We start from the raw sequence: 19,064 nt of genomic DNA on the forward strand, positions 1-19,064 counted from the left end.
CGGCGCGCTGACTAATCGCGATAAAGAATGATCGCTATCGCAAAAAACGATATCGCCGTGGAAATTGAAAACAAAAAGTTGCAGAAAAGTTAAATTCAGCCACAGGATAAGCACGCCATTTCTCGCCGGGGGACCCATGCGTTACCAACATCTTGATCTGAACTTACTGGTGGCACTGGATGTGTTACTTGATGAACAGAACATCACCCGCGCCGCGGGCCGGTTGCATATGACCCAGTCTGCCACCAGCGGGGTGCTCAACCGGCTACGCACCTACTTTGAGGACGATCTGCTCACCCAGGTGGGCAGAAAGATGCGGCCCACGCCGCTGGCGGAAGAGCTGCGGGAGCCGGTCCGCGACGTGCTGATGAAAATTCAGACCTCCATTGCCCGCCGGCCGGTGGATGAGCCGGCAACCAGCAAGCGCCATTTCCGCATTATGGCCTCGGATTACGTGATCAACGTGATGCTGAAGGATGCGCTGCAGGCGGTACACCTGCAGGCGCCGAATATGACCTTTGAGTTTTTCTCGCCGGACGCCCAGTCCACCGGCATGCTCAACCGCGGCGAGCTGGATATCATCGTGGCGCCGGAGCGTTTTATGGCCGCCGACCATCCCGCCGAAGCGCTGTTTGACGAAGAGTTTGTCTGCCTGGCCTGGGCGGATAATCCCCACACCGGCGAGGCGCTGACCCTCGATGCCTGGCAACAGCTGGGGCACGTGTCGGTGGTCTTTGGCCGCGAGCGGCAGCCGGGGCTGGAGGGCAATCTGTTTGCCGAGTCGGGGCTCAGCCGCCGTATCGAGGTGGTGACCCACAGCTACCACTGCGTTCCGCAGCTGCTGATCGGCACCTCGCGGATCGCCACGCTGCACCGGCGGCTGGCGGAGCAGTACGCGGCGATGCTGCCGCTGCGTCTTTTCCCGGTCCCGGTGACGCTGCCGGTGATGCGCGAATTTATCGGCTGGCACCGCTCGCTGGATAACGATCCTATCTTCGGCTGGCTGAAAGCGAAAATCGTCGCCAGCGCACGCTAACCCACTGGTATTGTTCCCGTCGATACCTGACATCCTGAGACATGATTGGTCGCCCGCAGGTGCTTTATGTGACAGTGCCTGCGCTACAGCGATTGCGACTGAATGTTGAAGGATGACCCTATGTTTCGCTATTTCCCTAAAAACTATGTCTGGAACCTGTCGGTGGATCTCTCCATCGAGATGGGCGCCCGCATCGGTGAGATCGAAGAGATGTGCGCGCCGCTATTGGCCGCGTCCGAGCATCCCGACGCCGAAGGCACCCGCGCGTTCCGGGAAACCTGGTCCCGCATGGCCGATAAATTATGCGCGCTGGCCGGCGAAGATGAGGCGCGTGGACGGCGGCTGTCGGCAGGAGAGAAGTATCTTCGGGCGGCCAACTATTACCTGACCTGCGAGCGCCTGCAGGCGCATGGCGCGCCGGACCGCGATGCGCTGTACTGCCGCTTTCTCGATGTCTTTGCCGCCGGGCTGCACCATACCCATGCCAACTGTCAGCGGGTGACTATCCCCTACGAGGGCAAAACCCTGTCGGCGCTTTACGTCCGCGCCGAAGGGGCGACCGGCCGCGCGCCGCTGCTGGTGCAGGTCAACGGTCTCGACTCCACCAAAGAGATGAAATATCTGGTGGGGCTGCCGCAGTGGCTGGCGCGGCGCGGGGTCTCCTCGCTGGTGGTCGACCAGCCGGGAACCGGCGAAGCGCTGCGTCTTCACGGCATGCAAGCCCGCTATGACAGCGAGCACTGGGCCAGCCGGATCGTTGACTGGCTGGAACAGCACCCGGAGGTGGATGCCGGGCGCATCGGCATGGAAGGGGTCTCGCTGGGCGGCTATTACTGCCCGCGGGCGGTGGCGTTTGAGCCGCGCTTCGCCTGCGGCGTGGTGTGGGGCGCCAATCACGACTGGCGGGAGGTACAGCAGCGCCGCCGCGAACGCGAAGGGGATTTTCCGGTACCACACTACTGGCAGCACGTGCGCTGGGTGTGGGGCGGCGAGGATATCGACGCTTTTATGCGCATCGCGGAGAACGTCCATCTCGACGGCATTCTTGACCGTATACGGGTGCCTTTTCTCGTCACCCATGGTGAAAAGGACTCGCAGATCCCGGTGAAATGGGCGCAGCGCACCTACGACCAGCTGGTGAACAGCCCGCGCCGCGAGCTGAAAATTTTCACTGACCGCGAGGGCGGTGTGCAGCACTCCAGCTTCGACAACTCAATTAACGCCGGGCACTACATCGCTGACTGGGTGGCGGAAGCCCTCGGCGGCCGGGTGGCCTGAACACGCATAAGGAACAACCGCGATGAATATTCTTGGTCCGGATTATCTGGTATTTGGCGTCGATGACCTGGCGGGCTGTCGACAGTTTCTTATCGACTACGGTTTACGCGAGCAGGAGAACGGTTTCTTTAGCGCGCTGGATGGCACCGGGGTGCTGCTGCGGGGACGTGACGATCCGTCGCTGCCCGCGGCGCTGCCCAGCGGCAGCCAGCTGCGGGAAACCGTCTATGGCGTGGCGGATAGCGCCACGCTTGAGGCTATTGCCGAGACGCTGCGCCGCGATCGCGAGGTGAAACTTGGCGCCGACGGCGTGCTGCGCTGCGTCGATGATGCCGGCTTTGCCCTCGGGTTTCGCGTCAGCCAGCGCCAGCCGCTGCAGCGGGAAGGGGAGAAAATCAACGCCCCGGGGGATCGCGCCGGGCGGCCGGTCAACCAGACCGGGGCCAGCGCTGACATGGCGGCAGAGCCGCGCTCGCTCTCCCATGTGGTCTATTTTGTGCCGGACGCCGCGCGCGCGGAAGCCTTCTATCAACGGCTGGGCTTTGTCTGTACCGATCGCTTCACCCACGTTGGCCCCTTCCTGCGGCCCGCCGGCACTCAGGATCACCATACCCTGTTTCTGATCCAGGCCCCGCCGTTTATGACCGGTATTGAACACTTTACCTTTCATCTCGGCGGCCCCACCGAGCTGATGATGGCCGGCAGCCGCTTTCAGCAGAAGGGGTATCAGACCTTCTGGGGGCCGGGGCGCCATCAGCTGGGATCGAACTGGTTCTGGTACTTCAACAGCCCGCTCGGGTGTCACATCGAATACGACGCCGATATGGATCAGCACGATGACCACTGGCAGCCGCGCGAAGCGCTGCCGGGGGCCGATAACTCGCAATATTTCCTGCTGGGGTATCGCGAGAAGTGGGCTCCCGGTCCGGATAACGCCCGCTGATGGTTCGCCTGTGCCGTGCCGACAGCCTGGCTGAGGGCCAGGCGCGGGGATTTGACCCCACGGGCAGTGGGCAGGCGACGGTGATTGCCTGCCGCTATCAGGGAACGCTCTATCTGTGGCGCAACCGCTGTCCGCATCTCGATACCCCGATGAACTGGCGGCAGGACGCTTTTCTCAACGCCCGGGGCGACCGGCTGGTCTGCTTCGCCCACGGGGCGATTTTTATGCCGGACAGCGGCCTCTGCGTGCAGGGCGCCTGCGCTGGACAACGTCTGAGTCCGCTGGCTGGCGACGTGGACGTCGACGGCTGGCTATGTCTGCTGGAGGAGGCAGGTCATGAAACTGGCAACACGAGATAACGGTGAACGCGACGGCTGCCTGGTGGTGGTCTCAGGCGATTTGACGCTGATGGCCGATGCGGCGGACATCGCTCCGACGCTTCAGCAGGCGCTGGAGCAGGCCGCGCGGGTGTGGCCTGCGCTGCAGGCGCGCTATCAGGCGCTCAATGCGCGCCGCTATCCGGCGGCGCAGCCCTATGATCCCCGGCGCCTGATGGCGCCGCTGCCCCGGGCGTGGCAGTGGCTGGACGGTTCGGCCTTCCTGAGCCATGGCGAGCGCATGCAGCGGGCCTTTCACCTGCCGCCGATTGCCGGCGCCGACCAGACGCCGCTGATGTATCAGGGCAGCGGGGACGACTTTCTTGCCCCCCACGCCGGGATAGTCTGCCGCCGGGTCGAGGATGGCCTCGACTTTGAGGGCGAGTTCGCGGTAGTCGTCGACGAGGTGCCGCAGGGCTGCTCGCCGCAACAGGCGCTGAGCTGTATCCGCCTGATCGTCTTGCTTAACGATATCAGTCTGCGGGCGCTGGCGCCGCGCGAGATGCAGACCGGGTTTGGTTTTATTCACGCCAAACCCGCCTCGGCCTTTGCACCGGTGGCCCTTACCCCGGATGAACTGGGACAGGCCTGGCAGCACGGGCGGGCGGTGCTGACGCTGCAGGTAACCCGCAATGGCAAGCCGTTTGGCTGCCAGTCGGGTAGCGAGATGCATTTCCATTTTGGCGAACTGATTGCCCATGCGGCGCAGACCCGCCGTCTGCGCGCCGGGACGGTGGTGGGTTCCGGCACGGTGTCCGGGCCGGATGCCAGCCGCGGCGCCAGCTGTATCGCCGAGGTGCGGGCCATAGAGATGCTGGCCTTCGGCGAGCCGCGCACGCCGTTTTTATCCCCGGGGGAGCGGGTGACGATGGAAGCCCACGCCCCCGATGGCCGGCCGCTGTTTGGCGTACTGGATCAACACGTTGTGATGTTAACGGAGTAAACCATGATCAATCTTTTACAGGGGCGTCGGCTGGTCGACCTCTCCGTCAGCCTGGACAACAATCCCTGGACCGATCCGCCGCCGCTGCTGCCGAGCATTGAGTATCAGGATCATCAGCAGGGATGGCCGGAAATGGCGGCGATGTTCCCGGGGCTGGAAAAAGCGCAGATGCCGGGAGAGGAGGCCTGGGCCTCGGAGCGCCTGACCGTGACGCCGCACAATGGCACCCATATGGATGCCCCCTGGCACTACAGCTCGACCACCAACGGCGGCGAACCGGCGTTTGGCATCGATGAGCTGCCGCTGGAGTGGTGCCTGCGCCCCGGCGTCCGGTTGGATTTTCGCCATGTCGCCGACGGGGCGATCCTGCAGCCGGAGGATCTGCAGCGCGAGCTGGCGCGAATAGACTATTGCCTGTCGCCGCTGGATATTGTGTTGATCAATACCGCGGCCGGCGCCCGCTACGGCCAGCCGGATTACCTGCAGCGCGGCTGCGGCATTGGCCGGGCGGCGACGCTGTGGCTGCTGGAGCAGGGGGTACGGGTGGTTGGCACCGACGCCTGGAGCTGGGATGCACCCTTCCACTTTACCCGCGAACGCTTTCAGGCCAGCGGCGACGCCGGGCTGATCTGGGAGGGGCATAAAGCCGGCAGGGAGATCGCCTATGGGCAAATGGAGAAGCTGAGTAACCTGGAGCAGCTTCCCGACCACGGCTTCTGGGTGAGCTGTTTTCCCTACAAGATCCGCCGCGGCTCGGCCGGGTTTATTCGCGCGGTGGCGATTGTCGACGCCTGAAGGCGTCGATGATTATGTTAATTTAATGTGAATGCATTGTATTAATTGTGATAGCAATCGCAGTCCATGCCACCTGCATCCGGTAGGGTAGAACGGTATATGTGCTGAGTTCGCTGATGCGTTTCCAGCCATTAAGCCGGGGCGTAAAACGCCTTTCTTTACCGATAAAAAATAGAACTGTAATTCATATTCTAAATAAAGAGCAGTGACGGAGAGCGGAAGATGGTGATGCACAAGGTTTCAGCAACCCCGCGCGAGGCGGGGGCCGTACAGGCGATGTTACTGATGTTGGCGGCACTGTTGCCGATCATGGGGACCTTGACCATGCTGCCGGTGATGCCGCTCCTGTTCAGTCATTTTGCCGCGCAGCCGCACGCCCAGCTGCTGGTGCCGATGATCATCACCATACCGGCGGCGAGCATGGCGTTGCTGGCTCCGCTGGCGGGGATGGTAGGCGATCGCCTGAGCCGTCGCCGCCTGCTGATTGCCGCCACCGCTCTGTACGCGGGGTTTGGCCTGCTGCCGGTGATGCTCGACGATCTGTATGCCATTTTGCTGGCGCGGCTGGTGATGGGCATTGCCGACGCCTTTATTCTTACCACCGCCAATGCGCTGATTGGCGACTACTTTACCGGTGAGGCGCGTAGCAAATGGCTGGCGGTGCAGAGCGGCATAGGGTCGATACTGTCGACGCTGATCGTGCTGGGGGCTGGCCTGCTGGGAACCCAGGGCTGGTATGGTCCGATCTACCTGTATGCTCTGGCGATCCCGGTCTTTATCGGCCTGTGTCTGTTCACCGCAGAGCCAGCGACGCGCCGTCGCGTGGACAGTGTCGCTGGCGAGGAGGCTGTCGCTTTTCCACGGCGCAAAATGGCGGCGATCGGCCTGATTACCCTCGCCAGCGCGATCCTCTATTTTCTCGAACCGCTGCAGATAAGCCAGGTGTTCAGTCAGCTCGGGCTGACCTCCAGCAGCCAGATTGGCATCGCTACCGCCGTTGCCGGCATTGGCGTGCCGCTGGGCGCCTGGCTGTATGGCCGCAACGCCAGGCAGCGCGTCGACAGGCAGTTTTTCCTTTTTTACGCCATTTTTGGCCTCGGGCTGCTGTTTATCGCCGTGGCCCACAATCCGCTGGCCGGCGTGGCGGCAGCGTTCGTCGCGCAGGTCGGTAACGGAATGCTGATCCCTCTGATGCTGGCCTGGATGATGAAAGCCCTGCCGGCGCCGCACCGGGCGACGGGGATCGGCATCTGGCACACCTTCTTTTTCCTCGGCATGTTCATCAGCCCGGTTCTGATGACCTTGCTGAATGGCATGACCGGCAGCATGCAGGACAGCCTGCTGCTGTTTGCGCTGCTGACGCTGGCTATCGCCGGCGCGACGGGTATCGCCAGCGCCCGGATGGGGGGCCGCCGCGCGCTGGCTCGTTAATTTCACCTGACGACATCATTACCACACGCCCGCCGGTCTTCCGGCGGGAAGGGGAGGCCATTATTTAGAAAAAGCGTACACCTTATTTAGCGTTAACTTTCAGCCTAATTAATCCCTGTTAATAAACATATTGTGACCAATTTATTTTTCACGATATGGCGCATCTTACCTGCAAAAAATAAAAATGAGGGTTTATTATGAGTCTCTGCTGTACCGACGTAAGTAAGAAAATAGTTTTTCCACTTTCGGCGCTGACGCTGGCGATATTCTCCAGCACCGCGCTGGCCGATACCTGGACCTGTGAGCAACTGGATAAACTGAATACCCGCTCAGCGCAGGTTGTCAGCCCTCCGTCGACCTGCGAATCGCTCATCGGCGATATTGGCGGCTTTCGCAGCGCGCTGGCCGACCGTGGCTGGGGTGTCCAGTTAAGCTGGAACCCGATGGTGATGTACGATCTGAAAGGCCAGTCCGCCGACCCGCAACAATATGCCGGGCAGAATTTTACCTGGTCACAAAATATGTCGCTGAACGTCACCTATGATTTAAGTCGAATTGGTTTTAGCAAAGACGCGCAATTTACTTTTTCTCCCCAGTGGGCGACCTCGAATTATCATGACAGCTATCCGGAACTGCATAATATTGCGGTGCTGGCGGTGAACCAGCCCTTATTAAACGGCCAGCTGGAGCTGCAGTATGGTTTTTATCCGTTAATTCGTCAGTTTTACGGCATGGTGCTGGGGGGCAACTCCTCCTCAGCCGCGCTGGGGCCGACCAGCGTGATACCGGTGCAGGTGGGGATCAGCCTCAATGCGCCGACGCCGACCTTCACCGCCATCGTCCGCGACAGCGATAAGAAATTCTATAACAACTTTGCCGTCAGCCGCAGTATGTCGCCTGCCGGACACCTCGACGACGTGGAGCAGAACCCCTCGGGGCTGAAATGGCACGTCGATGGCGCCAACCCGATCCTGGTAAACGAGTTTGGCTTTAAGCAGGCGGCGGGCGAGTCGCAGCGCTCGCTGTGGTTCCGCGCCGGGGCTATCTATAACACCTCGCACTACCAGTATTTTGACCAGCCCGGCGACAGCAGCAGTAACTATGCGTTCTACGTCGCCAACACCATGCAGCTGACCCAGCCGAAAAAGGGGCTTCCGCTGGGGCTGTATCTCGATGTGAAAGCGGACTATGCTCCGGACGATCGCAATGCTTACACCAGCGACTTCCAGGTGACCTTCTTTGACATCGGCCTGTTTCCCGGCCGCGAGCAGGATATGACCTCGCTGGGCTACACCCGCTCCTTTATCAGTAAGAAGTTCCGCGATTATGTCGGCGAGGCGGGAATGGAGGCGCCGCAGAGCATCAACGCCATCTCCCTGTCGCACGCCCTGCGCGTGACGAAAGGTATTTACTGGATCAACGGTATCACCTGGCAGGATAACCCGACGCTGGTGCCGAAGCATGAGTCGGCGGTCCTCTGGCAGTCCTCGATGTACTGGAACTTCTGACACAGACCGTCCGAGGATTTTAACCCCGCCCGTCGGTACGCTACCGCCGGGCGGTTTTTTTATCGCGAACCGGCTGGCGCAGGAATAAAAAAAGAGGGCCGGCACGTTGCCGACCCTCTTTGCCATCGGTCCGGGCTTAGCCCCGGTGGCTGATTTTCCCGTCGGGAGTTAGCACGAAGTCAAAGGTTGCCCGGATATCGTCGCTGGCGAAACCCACCGCCAGCTGCCAGGGGCCGCTGGCCAGGTGCCATTCCTGGGCAGGCACCTGCCAGCGCTGCAGCGCGTGACGCGGCAGGCCAAGGGTCAGGGCGGCCTCGTCGTGCGCCGGGACGCTGACCGCCGCAAACTCCGCCAGCGCCGACCAGGCCGTCTCCGGCCCCCGCAGGTAGAGCTGGACCACTGCTTTCCCGGCGCGGGCGGCGCGGTTTTCCAACCGGCAGCGCAGCTGCAGAGCGTCCACCTCGTCGCCTGTCAGCGCAGCGGCGATCAGGGTGATATCAGCATACCCCAGACCGTGGCCGAAGGCCCAGGCGGCGGGGCGTTCGCGGGCGTTAAACCAGCGATAGCCTACCTGCTGGCGCTCGTGATACCAGAGATCCCCCGCGGCGTCCGGCGTCAGACTGCGTACCGGATAGTCGTCCAGGCGCTGGGCGAAGGTGACCGGCAGGCGACCGCCAGGCTCACGATCCCCGGCCAGCACCGAGGCCAGCGCCGGGCCAAACTCCTGGCCAGGATACCAGACGACCATCACCGCCGCCGCGTCAGCCAGACACCCGGTATCCACCGGATGGGCGACATTCAGCACCACCACCGTGCGTGGGTTCGCCGCGCAGACGGCGCGGATCAGGGCAACCTGATGCGCCGGCAGCGCGGTAGCGTCCCGGTCGATGCTCTCCAGACCGGCATCGGCCGTTTCGCCTATCACCAGCACCACGCTGACGGCCGCCCGGGCATGGTCGACCGCCTGCTGCAGCAGGTCGATGGTTTGAGGGGGCTGGCAGCCGAACCAGATGCCGTGGGCGATACTGCTGCCCAGCGCCATCTCGGCCCGGAAGGTCAGGTTTTCCCCCGCCTGCAGCGGAAATTCAAGGCGGGTATGCGGGGCTTGCATCAGCTTGCCCATGATATCCCCCTCCAGCGCCTCGCCGTTGAAGGTCGCCACGCGCTCGCCGTTCAGTTGGAGGGCGATCTCCCCGGTGCCGCCGATCCAGAAGCCGTAGCGGCCGCTCACCGGCGCGGTGAACTGGCAGCTTACCGTCACGGTGGCGCGTTCGGTCAGGCGCAGCATGTCGCCGACGCCCGGCATATCGCGGAACCAGATCAGCGAGGAGGCGTCGCGCACCTCCTGATGAACCACGCCCCCGTCAGCGGTGGCGTAGGCAACGTCCAGGCCGCGCTCGCCGGCGGCGGTGCGCAGCGGCAAATGATGCAGAGGTGGGATGCGGTAATCGCTCTCCACCCCCTGGGCATAGCTTATTTCGACCCCAGCGGCGGAAAAGCGCTGGCGAATGGCCTCCAGAGGAGAGATCAGTCCCGGCATCAGCGCCACTCTGGCAAAGGTCCCGCCCTGGAAGCAGGGCGTCGTGGCGTTGGGGCCAATCACCGCCAGCCGCTGTCCCGCCTGCGCGGCGAGGGGCAGCAGCCGCTGGCGATTGTGCAGCAGGACAAACCCCGCCGCCGCCGCCTCTTCGAGGGTGTGACGCCGCTGCGCCTCGGCGGCGGCAGAGCCATCCCAGGGCAGGGGATGGCTGACCCGTTCGGCCAGCCGCGCCAGCCGGACGGCGGCATCGTCCAGCCGCCGGGCGTCGCTGTCGGTATCCATCAGCGCGGGCAGCAGTCGCTCGCCCATATGGCGGGCCGGGCCCGGCATCTCCAGATCCAGCCCGGCGCGGAAGCTGGCCGGGCCGTTCTGGGTGCCGAACCAGTCGGACATCACCAGCCCGTCCCAGCCGAGATCGCGCTTCAGCCACTGGCTGATGGCCTGATGCTGCTCGGCGCAATAGATCCCGTTCACCCGGTTATAGGCGGTCAGCATGCCCCAGACGCCGCGGCTGGCCGCCACTTCGAACGGCCAGAAATAGACTTCGCGCAGGGTGGCTTCATCGACGACCACGTTCATGGTCCGCCGATCGGTTTCCGAATCATTGCAGACCATATGCTTGACGATGCAGCCCACCCCCTGACGCTGGACGCCGTCGATCCACGCCGCGCCCAGCTCGGCGATATGCCGCGGGTCTTCGCCGAAAAGCTCAAACGCGCGGCCGGCAAGGGGGCTGCGCAACAGGTTCAGGTTAGGCGCCAGCAGCGCCTGTGTTCCGGTGCGCAGCGCCTCCTCGCCGATGACGCCGCCAACCCGGCTGACCAGTTGGCGGTCCCAGCTGGCGCCAAGCGCCAGCCCGCAGGGGCTGAGCAGGGCAATATCCCGCTCGTCAACCCGGCCGCCGGTGATCCCCATCGGGCCGTCGGACAGGGTGACTGAACCCAGCGTGGAGTGGGGGATAGGGTGGGTGGACCACATCCCCATCCCGGCGGTGAGCCGCGCTTTTTCGGCAACGCTAAGCGACAGACTGAGCGCAGGCATCGGCATGTCTCCGTAAGGGGGCGGCGGGGGCGAAGGCCAGCGCTTGTTCGGCTACGGTGGCCAGCGCGCGCTGGACCGCGTCGTCGGTGCAGCGGCCCTCGCTGTCGAACAGCGACACGCCGGCGGTGTTGAGGGTCACCCCCAGCGGAGTCGGCCAGCCGCGCAGGGCGTGAACGATCCCGCGCATGGCGCCGAGGGTGGTGTTGCAACCCTGCCAGCCGGCGGCGGTGACGATGCAGCCCACCGCCCGGCCATCAAGATAGACCCGGCTGTCGCCGCGCAAATCTTCCAGCAGGTCGATGGCGTTCTTCACCAGACCAGACACCCCGCCGTGGTAGCCCGGCGAGGCCAGCAGAATGCCGTCGGCCTGGCGCACGGCGTCGACAAACGCCGTTTCCTGCGGCGTGCGGGTGGTGACTTCCGGGTTAAACGGCGGCAGGGCCGCCAGTTCAGCGCCGCCGAACAGCTGGGTCTGCGCGCCGAGCGTGCGGGCGTGGGCCAGCGCGGCGGCGAGGGCGCGCTCGGTGCTGGAGCCCGGGCGGGTGGTGCCGCCGATGCCGATCAGCAGCGGCGGGCGTGAGAAAGCAGGCTTATTCATAGCAGGATCTCCCGGTCGGATTAGCGAAAGCGCGGCAGGATCTGGTCCGCAAACAACGAGATCGACTGCTGGCTCAGGCGCAGGCGTTCCTCGGTCAGCGGGCCGTTGGTGAAGCCGAGCAGCACGTTGCCGATGCCCAGCTGCTGATGGCGTTCCAGCTCCTCGGCGACGGTCTCCGGGCTGCCGTACAGGCACCAGGTTTTGATCCACTCTTCGCTGAAACAGTCCGGATGGCGGTGCAGCGTAACGCCGCTGAACTCTTCCGCCCGCTTGTTGTACTCATATTCCCGGTCGATGGCCTGCTGGTACCAGCCCATGATCTGCAGCATCTCTTCGCGGGCCTGCTCGTCGGTGGGGGCAATATGGACGCACTGCCAGGTGTGGGTGGTCCACGAGAGGCAGTGGTTCACCACCTCGTCGCTATGGCCGGCGTTGAGCAGGGCATCGCGGTAGCGGGTGAAATAGTGGGTCAGCTGGCCAAACGGATCGTTGCTGGCCGGGATCGGCGGAGTAAACGCGGGAATAAAGGCCGGCCAGCCGTTGTCGGCGGCGCGCTGCATGCTGGTTTCACGCAGCGCCACCGGCATAATGCGGTTGAAGGGTTTTTGCCAGGGGGCAGGAACGATGCGCTGGACCACCGCGCCCTTATAGTGGCCGGTTTCGAAGATGATCGGATCGTCTTCAATATTTTTCTCCCACAGCCGCTGGACCAGATCGAGGTTCTCCTGCAGCAGGCTGGAGGCGTCCTTGTAGTTCACGCCAAAGCCGATCATCTCTTCCGGCGTGGTGCCGCTGCCGATGCCCACCAGCAGGCGGCCTTCGGTGAGTTGATCCAGCAGGTTAACGCGCTCGGCGAAGCGCACCGGGTGGTGCAGCGGGACGGTGGTCACCGACATGCCGAAGTGGATCTTTTTCAGCTGGCCGGCCAGGTAGGCGGCGAAGACAAACGGATCGCTGGACATCGGCGCATAGCCGGTGAAGTGATGGTCTGGCATAAAGACCGCATCGAAGCCGCGATCTTCGGCCTGGCGCGCATGATCGATCAGCGACTGCATGACAAAACGATCCTGCTCGGGGGCGGTGGAACGGCCGACGAGGAAAACAGAGAAACGCATAGCAACTCCTGGGTTGTGTGGTGGTTGTTATTATTAAATAGAACTAGAATTATGATTCTAGTTGTTTATCAAAGAATGAAAATGACCGCCATCACACTTTTGCCACATGGCCCACGAGTGAGTCGGGCGGGCAATTTGCAGCGCGGTTGCTAACTGCAATACACTGCGGGGGTTTTCTATGGATAAAGAGGTGAGAACTGCGATGACCGATCTTCCCGCGATGCGCCAGCCGAAACAGGACCGGAGCCGGGTGGCGCTGGAGCGGCTGATGGCCGCCAGCCGTGAAATCCTGCATGAAGGCACCTTTGAGCTGCTGACCATTGCTGAAATCAGTAAACGCTCGGGCGTTTCTGTCGGCTCGATTTATGCCCGCTTCGGCGGCAAAGAAGATCTGTTTATCGCCGTCATGATGGAGGTGATGCAGGAGCTGGACGCCGAATGGCAGCAGCTGATCCAGCAGCTGCACGCGCGCAATCTGCCGCTGCGCCAGCGGCTTCCGGCGCTGATGGATGTCCAGGCGGAGTATCTGCGGCGCCATGCCGGGATCCTGCGGCCGTTTATGGCGCGGGCGGATGATGAGCGCGTGGCGGGGATTGGTAAAGCCGCTTACCAGAAAAACGAGCAGACCTTCATCGACCAGCTGCTCGACGCCGCGGCGGAGATCCGCCACCCGGAGCCAGAGCAGGCCGCCCGCTTCTGCTTTACGGTTTCTTATGCCGCGCTGGCGCGCTTCCTCGGCCTGGGGTCGGCGGCAGAAGCCGCCGGTGAGGGCGACTGGGAACAGCTCAAACGCCATCTGGGCATGATGTGTCTGAGCTATCTGGTTACCCCCGTCGAGGCCGGCTAAGCCGCGGGATTTTACTTCGCTAACTGCCAGGCGCTGGCCTGCTTGTGCTGACGCAGGCGCTGGCTATGGCGGGAGAAGGTATAAAGAAATATCGCGGCGGCCAGCACCAGCGCCGCGATGCCGAGCGTCAGGAAGGCGCTCAGCACATCGTTCCCGGCCCGCAGGCGGATCGCGCCGACGATAATCGGGCTGACGAACATGCCCGCGAAGAAGGCCCCGGACCAGGCGCCCATCGCCCGGCCACAGTAGGCGGGCGGAATCAACGACCCTACCCAGTAAATCATCGCATTAATCGCCATGCCGGCACCCAGCTGCTGGATGGCGGAGCCGATCCCCATGGCGATCAGCGTCCGCGATTCGCCCACCACCAGCATTCCGATCCCCATCAGGCAGAGCATGATGGCGAGCACTCGCTCCGGCGTATAGCGGCGGGAGACCAGACCGAACAGCAGCGAACCGACCGGCACGGCGAGGCTGACCAGCGACATAATCAGGCCAATACGCTGCGGGCTGGCGTTTTGCAGGGTATGAAAGGCGTTGGCGCCGTTGATGGTGTACACGTAATAAATGATGGCGCAGACAAAGGTGAGCACGCTGAGGGCGATCACTCGCGGCCACGGAAACGGATTATGCTGCACCGCCTGGGCGGCGTGCTGCGGACGGGCCGCCTGAGCGGGTTCGAACATCCAGAAGTACATCGCCAGAAACAGCAGGATGGCGACAAAGTAGATCATAAAGGCGCCGTTCCAGCGCAGGGCGGTCAGATAGCCGGAGCTGGCCAGCACCAGCACCGCCAGCGCAGGGCCAATCACCCCCTGTACCGTCAGCCAGAAGCGGCGCTGTTTGTCGTCAAAGTAATCAATCAGCATGGTGTTAGCGATGGTCAACACCACCGCCTCCGCCAGCCCGACGCCGAGGCGGCTGCAAAAGATGCCGGTCAGGGAGGTGATGTACAGCGGCATTGTGCCGCAGATGCCATACAGCAGCGTGGCGCTGAGCAGCAGTTTGCGGCGGCCAAATTTATCCGCCAGCCAGCCGGTGCAGGGCCCGGCGATGGCGATCACCAGACCGGGCGCGGTGAGCATCAGCGGCACCAGGGTTTCGACATAAGGCACCCCGGCGAAGTGCTGGATCAGCGTCGGGACCGCCGGCGCCAGGGAAACGATCGCCAGGATGGGCAGAAAGGCGGTCAGGGCGATGATGATGCCCTGGATCGCGCCGGCTTGTGGCGCGTGGGGCGGATTCAGGCTATGGCTCACGACGTTCTCCTTTTATCGCGCGGGTCGCCTGTCGTTGGCGGCGGCGCGGTTTTTTAGTATGCAGGTCAGGGATACAGGTGGCGGCGGGAATAGCCGCGGATTTAAGAGTAGGAGCAGGAACGGCGCGGGGAAAAATTGTGATTACGTATGTGATCCATCACAAACAAAAATACCATTGGTTTTATGTGGGTTTTGCGGCAATAAAAAGGCGACCGATGTCGCCTTTCGCGAGGAGCCGGGGCCGCTTTTGCCCCGGTAAGCCAGAGGCGCTACAGCAGGCGCGCCACGATATCGTCAGCGGCGAGGATCGCCAGCGCGACGCTGGTCAGCGTCGGGTTGCAGGCGGTTGGGGTGGGGATCACGCCGTTGCCGCCGACGTACAGATTGTGAAAACCCCACACCCGCGAGCGGCGGTCGGCCACGCTGGTGCCGTCGTTCGCTTCTCCCAGGCGACAAGTTCCCTGGTAATGCAGCGAGGTGCCCGCCGGCAGGATAATGGCCTCACCGCCAGGCGCGACGCGGCCCAGCGCGGCGCCGACGCGTTCGGTCACTGCCACCGCCTGCTGTAAACGCCGGCGATCGCCGTCGGTTAACTGATAGTTAAGCTGCATTTTCGGCAGCCCTACGGCGTCGGTGTCATCACTGAAGACGATTCGATCCTCCTCGCGCAGCTCCTTGGCGAGAAACAGCCCCAGGCCCACCACCGGCTTCGTCGCAGTCCCCGGCGGCTGGGTAAAGGCGATCGGCGAAGTATCCATCTGCATCAGCTGACCGTGGAACGGGAAATCAGGCTCATGGAACGGCAGCCAGGTGACGCCGGAGACATTGTCCCGTCCGTCGCGCAGCGGGGAGGTCAGCGAGGCGGCGGCCGGCGGGGCGTCCACTTCAATCAGGGCGATCACCTGCGGCTGGTCGTTGAGCCAGCGCCCCAGCGCCCGCGGGCGGATGCCCGAGGCGTACAGCAGCTGAGGGGTACGCAGCGCATCGGCGGCGACCACTACCGCTTTGGCCGTCACCACGTACTGCTCGCCGGTACGCAGATCGCGCAGCTCCGCCCCGCAGGCGACGCCGTCTTCACTGAGGATCCGGGTGCACAGGGTGGCGGTACGGATCTCCACCCCGCGCTGGCGGCGGGTCTCTTCCTCCGCCAGCTCGCCAAGCACCACGTCGACGCCGGACCAGCGCGGCTTGCCCTCCGGCGTCGCAGCGCAGGCCAGCGGCATAGGCTGCGCCAGCCGCGCCGGCGGACGGTCGCTGGCGAAGTGCTGATTAAGGGCATCGACGATTTGCCGGCCGATGGCGGTGGCCGGAAATCCTTCGCGGGTCACCTGCAGATAATGCTCAGCCGACTCCCAGGCGTCGGCCATCTCCCGCGGATCGAGGAAGGGAATGACTTCGCTGCCGCCCGGTCGCGGACAGGCGCAGGTCCAGTGGACGCCCATGCCGCCGAGGTTAGTGGAGAGCGCGGCGGCCGGCATGCCGCTGTGGGGCGCCGCCGGGTCGAGAAGGTGGGTGCCGGGCCGTGCCTGCAGGGCGTCTGCCGGCAGGTTCTCCGGCAGGGCGGCCAGCGGAAACGCCCGGACGCGGTCGTAGGCCGTTTCCCGCTGCGCTGGCGCCAGGTTGCGGATATTAACCCCGGTCGCGGACGTCAGCGCTTCGCCGGCTTCCACCATCAGGATCCGCGCGGCGCGGCGATCGGCAATCCGCCGCGCGAAAGTGGCGCCCACCGGGCCGCTGCCAATGATCAGTACATCGATGTTTTCATCCATATCAGTCCATGCCTTTGTTGTTCTCCGGGCGCATGCCCGTTGCAGGTGTACAGAAAATAGGTACTACAGCTTTGTGCGTCCTGATAAATGGTTCCTCATGATAGCAGCCATTGCCGGACGCGATAGGTCATGGCTTACCCGCCGGGGGAAGCACCGAGACGGGCAGCAGGCGGCTGAGGGCGGCAATCGCCAGCAGGATCAGGGCGCCAAGGGTCAGCAGAGTGATAAACGCCCCGCGCCAGGCGTCCGGCGCGGAGGCGCTTTGCGCCAGATAGAAGCCGCCGAGGGTCGCCATGCCGAGGGCGGCGCCAAACTGCTGGCCGGTGCGAAATAATCCCGACGCCGCGCCGGCGTGGGCCACCGGGATCGCCGCCATGGCAAAGGCCGGCAGCGGGGCGGAGATAAGCCCCATCCCACAGCCACACAGGCCGAACCCTAGACCCAGCGCGGTCAGCGCCAGCGTCCCCGGCGCCGTGGCGATCCCGTAGCCCATCAGCAGCAGGCCGCTCATCTGCACGGCCACCCCGACCAGCGTCACGTTACGCCCAAGACGAGGCGATAGCCGGCGGCCGGCGACGGCGATGGAAAACATCGCCCCAAGGGCGAAGGGGATGTGCAGCAGGGCGGTATGGAACGGGCTGAAGCCCAGTCCGCTCTGCAGCACCAGCGCGGTGGCCAGCAGCAGCGAGGCGGTGGTCAGCTGATAGAGCAGGGTGATGACGATCCCGGCGCGAAAGAAGCGGTCGCGCAGCACCGCGGGGGGCAACAGCAGTGTGCCGCCCCGGCGTTCACGGCCCAGCAGATGACGCCAGAGGAGTGACACCGTGATGAGCGACAGCAGCGGCGGCAGCGCCATCCATAGCGGCCAGCGCAGGGCGGGGCCTTCGATCAAGGTGAGCAGCAGCGCGCCGCCGCCCACCACCGCCAGCAGGGTTCCCAGCGGATCGATACCTTTGGCCTCCGGGCTGCGCACCGCCGGCAGCGCCCGCCAGGCGAGAGCGACGGCGATAACGATCACCGGCACGTTGATCAAAAAGATCGGCCGCCAGCTGAGGCCGAACAGATTGCTTTCGATGATGATCCCGCCGAGCACCGGGCCGAGGATCCCGGCGGCGCCGCCGAGCAGGCCGAAAATACTCATCACCCGGAAACGCTCGTGCGGGCGATACAGCACCTGCATCAGGGAGAGAATTTGCGGGCCCATCATCGCCCCGCTGGCCCCCTGCGCAATACGCATCGCCACCAGCATCTCCGGGCTGGCGGCCAGTCCGCAGCCGGCCGATGCGGCACCAAACGCCAGCAGGCCGCTGATAAACAGCCGCCGGTAGCCATACAGATCGCCGAGCCGACCGCCGGTGAGCAGCAGAATGGAGAAAAAGAACAGGTAGCCGGTGACCACCCATTCAATTTGCCGCGGGCTGGCGAGCAGATCCCGCTGTACCACCGGGATGGCGACATTAATGATCGAGACGTCGATGATCTCCAGCACCAGCGCTATCGAAACCACCAGCGTGGCCAGCGTGCGCTGCCGCTCGCTGGTATAGGGAGGCGCCTGAACCGTGGCCGCCGAAGCGTTATTGAGCATGATGTACCTTCAGATTTGGTTAAAAACTTGTTAAATGATGTTGACAATTTATAGCAACCAGAGATTAGAATTAGAGCACTCATTCTGGTTATGCCGCGTCGGATCCTGCTGTTGACCGCGACGCCAGAAGGGAAGGCGTCACACTGCCGCTTCGAAACAGAATAAGAATTCTTATTCTAATTTTGTTTGTTTTGTTCTGGCAAGTAGAGAAGGGGGTCGGATGTATTTGTCCGCATGTATTGAATGGCTGTTTCGTGAAGAGTATCCCGATTTCAGCGATCGGGTCCGGGCAGCGAAAGCGCAGGGATTCAGCCATGTTGAGTTTCATCTCTGGCGTGATAAACCGCTGGCGGCGCTGGCGCAGGCGCTGGAGGAGACCGGCGTGACGCTGTCGAGCTTCGTGGTGGAGCCCCGGCGCAGCCTGGTGGATCCGGCGGAGCATGAGCAGTTTCTGGCGGCAGTGAGCGACAGCCTGGCGGTCTCGCGCCAGCTGGGGTCGCCGCCGCTGGTGGTGGCCTCCGGCTTCAGCCGCGAAGGGGTGGCGATCGCCGAACAGCAGGCGCAGGCGATCCACATCCTGCGCCAGGCGGCGACGCTGGCGGAAGCCGCCGGGGTCACTCTGCTGCTGGAGCCGCTCAACACCCGCATCGATCATCCGGGGATGTTCTTAAACAATACTCGGCTGGCGCTGGACATTATCGAGGCGGTCGACAGCCCGCGGCTGCAGCTACTGTTTGACGTCTATCACTCGATGGTGATGGAAGAGGAGATGGAGGAGGTGCTCGGCGGCAGAATGCATCGGGTGGGGCACGTGCAGATAGCGCAGGCGCCGGATCGTAACGAACCGGATCCGCGCAGCGGCGAGTGGCCCAATGTGATCGCCCGGCTGCAACGCCTGGGCTACAACGGGGCCATTGGCCTGGAGTATAAACCGTCGCTGCCCGCAGCGGCCTCGGTGGCCCGCGCCCGCGAAGCGACCGGCTTATCCTGTTAACCAAC

16 protein-coding genes are annotated in these 19,064 nt (G+C 63.7%); 10 read left to right on the forward strand and 6 right to left on the reverse strand.

The window, feature by feature from the left end:
- Positions 1–136 precede the first annotated feature (136 nt).
- The 8 genes from ACLH1I_RS13840 (at position 137) to ACLH1I_RS13875 (ending at position 8,311) form a co-directional block, all read left to right on the forward strand.
- Positions 137–1,036 carry a LysR family transcriptional regulator gene (locus tag ACLH1I_RS13840; protein ID WP_048325423.1) on the forward strand — a complete coding sequence of 300 codons (900 nt, stop codon included), beginning with the start codon at positions 137–139 and terminating at the stop codon, positions 1,034–1,036.
- Positions 1,037–1,156: 120 nt separating this feature from the next.
- Complete coding sequence (locus tag ACLH1I_RS13845; protein ID WP_043521368.1) at positions 1,157–2,314, forward strand: alpha/beta hydrolase family protein; 1,158 nt, start codon at positions 1,157–1,159, stop codon at positions 2,312–2,314.
- Positions 2,315–2,336: 22 nt separating this feature from the next.
- Complete coding sequence (locus ACLH1I_RS13850) at positions 2,337–3,257, forward strand: VOC family protein (protein ID WP_043521370.1); 921 nt, start codon at positions 2,337–2,339, stop codon at positions 3,255–3,257.
- Positions 3,257–3,616, forward strand: coding sequence for a Rieske (2Fe-2S) protein (locus ACLH1I_RS13855; RefSeq protein ID WP_048295391.1), 360 nt, complete (start codon positions 3,257–3,259; stop codon positions 3,614–3,616). Before ACLH1I_RS13850 ends, ACLH1I_RS13855 begins: the two co-directional genes overlap by 1 nt.
- Entirely contained in the window at positions 3,594–4,577 is a 984-nt protein-coding gene (locus ACLH1I_RS13860; protein WP_062913721.1) for a fumarylacetoacetate hydrolase family protein, read from the forward strand. The genes ACLH1I_RS13855 and ACLH1I_RS13860 overlap by 23 nt, the downstream gene beginning before the upstream one ends.
- A 3-nt stretch (positions 4,578–4,580) precedes the next feature.
- Positions 4,581–5,372, forward strand: coding sequence for a cyclase family protein (locus ACLH1I_RS13865; protein WP_048325416.1), 792 nt, complete (start codon positions 4,581–4,583; stop codon positions 5,370–5,372).
- A gap of 228 nt (positions 5,373–5,600) precedes the next feature.
- Complete coding sequence (locus tag ACLH1I_RS13870) at positions 5,601–6,803, forward strand: MFS transporter (protein ID WP_225983764.1); 1,203 nt, start codon at positions 5,601–5,603, stop codon at positions 6,801–6,803.
- 197 nt (positions 6,804–7,000) lie between these two features.
- Complete coding sequence (locus tag ACLH1I_RS13875; protein WP_043521376.1) at positions 7,001–8,311, forward strand: carbohydrate porin; 1,311 nt, start codon at positions 7,001–7,003, stop codon at positions 8,309–8,311.
- Between the two features lie 136 nt (positions 8,312–8,447).
- Here ACLH1I_RS13875 and ACLH1I_RS13880 read toward each other — a convergent pair whose 3' ends face one another.
- Genes ACLH1I_RS13880 through ACLH1I_RS13890 form a run of 3 tightly spaced genes read right to left on the reverse strand, consistent with a single transcriptional unit; the run spans position 8,448 to position 12,605 of the window.
- Positions 8,448–10,892 (reverse strand): beta-glucosidase family protein, encoded by a 2,445-nt coding sequence (locus ACLH1I_RS13880; protein ID WP_151629073.1) that lies wholly within the window; start codon positions 10,890–10,892, stop codon positions 8,448–8,450.
- Positions 10,867–11,490 (reverse strand): NADPH-dependent FMN reductase, encoded by a 624-nt coding sequence (locus ACLH1I_RS13885; RefSeq protein WP_048298064.1) that lies wholly within the window; start codon positions 11,488–11,490, stop codon positions 10,867–10,869. Before ACLH1I_RS13885 ends, ACLH1I_RS13880 begins: the two co-directional genes overlap by 26 nt.
- 20 nt (positions 11,491–11,510) lie before the next feature.
- Positions 11,511–12,605, reverse strand: a complete 1,095-nt coding sequence (locus ACLH1I_RS13890; protein ID WP_014907086.1) for an LLM class flavin-dependent oxidoreductase — start codon at positions 12,603–12,605, stop codon at positions 11,511–11,513.
- 202 nt (positions 12,606–12,807) lie between these two features.
- On the opposite strand from ACLH1I_RS13890, the gene ACLH1I_RS13895 reads away from it, so the two are divergent.
- Positions 12,808–13,452 (forward strand): TetR/AcrR family transcriptional regulator, encoded by a 645-nt coding sequence (locus tag ACLH1I_RS13895; RefSeq protein ID WP_012967405.1) that lies wholly within the window; start codon positions 12,808–12,810, stop codon positions 13,450–13,452.
- Positions 13,453–13,463: 11 nt separating this feature from the next.
- Here ACLH1I_RS13895 and ACLH1I_RS13900 read toward each other — a convergent pair whose 3' ends face one another.
- From ACLH1I_RS13900 to ACLH1I_RS13910, 3 genes are all read right to left on the reverse strand, one after another.
- Positions 13,464–14,711, reverse strand: a complete 1,248-nt coding sequence (locus ACLH1I_RS13900) for an MFS transporter (RefSeq protein ID WP_096833922.1) — start codon at positions 14,709–14,711, stop codon at positions 13,464–13,466.
- A 269-nt stretch (positions 14,712–14,980) separates the two neighbouring features.
- Complete coding sequence (locus tag ACLH1I_RS13905) at positions 14,981–16,480, reverse strand: GMC oxidoreductase (protein ID WP_151629074.1); 1,500 nt, start codon at positions 16,478–16,480, stop codon at positions 14,981–14,983.
- Positions 16,481–16,607: 127 nt separating this feature from the next.
- Positions 16,608–18,065: an MFS transporter gene (locus ACLH1I_RS13910; RefSeq protein WP_049115838.1), complete on the reverse strand. Its 1,458-nt coding sequence runs from the start codon at positions 18,063–18,065 to the stop codon at positions 16,608–16,610.
- 220 nt (positions 18,066–18,285) lie between these two features.
- On the opposite strand from ACLH1I_RS13910, the gene ACLH1I_RS13915 reads away from it, so the two are divergent.
- Entirely contained in the window at positions 18,286–19,059 is a 774-nt protein-coding gene (locus ACLH1I_RS13915) for a TIM barrel protein (RefSeq protein ID WP_048295375.1), read from the forward strand.
- Positions 19,060–19,064 lie beyond the last annotated feature (5 nt).

Origin of the sequence: Klebsiella sp. 1SOBk10mer, assembly GCF_046602535.1 — a bacterium.
GTDB lineage: Bacteria > Pseudomonadota > Gammaproteobacteria > Enterobacterales > Enterobacteriaceae > Klebsiella > Klebsiella quasipneumoniae.